2 protein-coding genes are annotated in these 1,265 nt (G+C 37.2%); one reads left to right on the top strand and one right to left on the bottom strand.

Features of this window, described 5'->3' with window-relative positions; genetic code table 11:
- A partial coding sequence (locus tag A3766_RS23050; protein WP_156509063.1) for an MCP four helix bundle domain-containing protein occupies nt 1-708 on the bottom strand: 708 nt, incomplete at its 3' end.
- A gap of 187 nt (nt 709-895) precedes the next feature.
- On the opposite strand from A3766_RS23050, the gene A3766_RS23055 reads away from it, so the two are divergent.
- Nucleotides 896-1,265: hypothetical protein (locus tag A3766_RS23055; protein ID WP_156509064.1), on the top strand; the 370-nt coding region annotated here is incomplete at its 3' end.

Consider the following 1,265-nt stretch of genomic DNA (forward strand, 5'->3'; position numbering starts at 1 on the left):
CACTTCAGCACCCTTAACGAACCAAGAGTGAGAGTCATTGATCGACCACTCAAAATCTCCCATACCTTCGCTGACTCGCCCGATATCCTGAGTGATTTTTATTTCATCAATGGTCTTAAATATATTATTAATCAAGGTAATCGATTGATTAGCAAAGCCTATTACCAAATCCATCTGATCCTTGTACTCTTCAGGTGGCAGGTAATATTGTATTTCATCAAGGGAAGCACCAACATTATCAACTAAGCCAAATAACACGTCAGCTTCTTCTAACATGTAATCTCTTGCCGTCAAAACTTCAGATTTTGACTCAAACATTTCGTTAACTGCATAACGGTAAAGGTCATAGTTACTTTTAATACCAATAACGAGCGCCTTCATTTGCTCATCAGATTCAGCTAGTTTTTCAAGACTGACATATCTTTCATCAAAACTTTTAGCGCCTTTATCGAATGATTTTTTAAAACTAGCAATCTCATCCTGATTCTCAGCATTAAATGCCAGAGAACTGAGTTTTGCTAATTTTAGTAGCTGTATCTGTACATCGTTACTTTCTTTCACGACAGGCACAGCCGTTTCATTCACCCTTGAGGTTGACCCATTGATGTCATTAAGATTCCATAAAGATGATAGCCCGGACACCAATAGCAAAGAGATGATAATGGCAAAACCGAGACCGACTTTCTGATTAAACGTTAATTGCAGCATAGTATTTTCTTTCTTTCTGATAGTTCTAAAGAATTTATTTTTTAACTCTCACCTAGTTACTTTAGCGTAGATTTTAGGAATGTCATGATTTCTCTAATATTTTTCCAGCAAGTTCAAAATATACTGCTAATATAATTTGTAAGCGTTTGATACCTTTCATATCCACCTAACTCAGATTTATAAGAAGATGACTGACAACAACACCCTTTTGTTTTCAATAGCTGCCTTTATTATTGGCAGTTTGATCACGTTTTTCGTGGTACGCACAAGAGCTAATAAGGCTATAGCCGCTATTAATGCTGATACAAACGCGCACCTGGATCAGATTACTCAGCTAGAGGAAAGTAACCAGACACTACAAGAACAATTAGATATCGCTCTAGGTTCTGTTTCATCTTTTGAAGAACAAATCGGCGGCCTCAACAATCAGATATCTACCGTTCAAGATCAGCTCGAAAATGAAAAAGCAATTCTAGAGAATGAGTATCGCGCACAGATAGATGAACTAAATAGTACCTTCAACGCTGAGAAAGAAAGCCTTAGCTCTCAACTTACTC

The sequence above is a fragment of the Oleiphilus sp. HI0132 genome, from assembly GCF_001635845.1.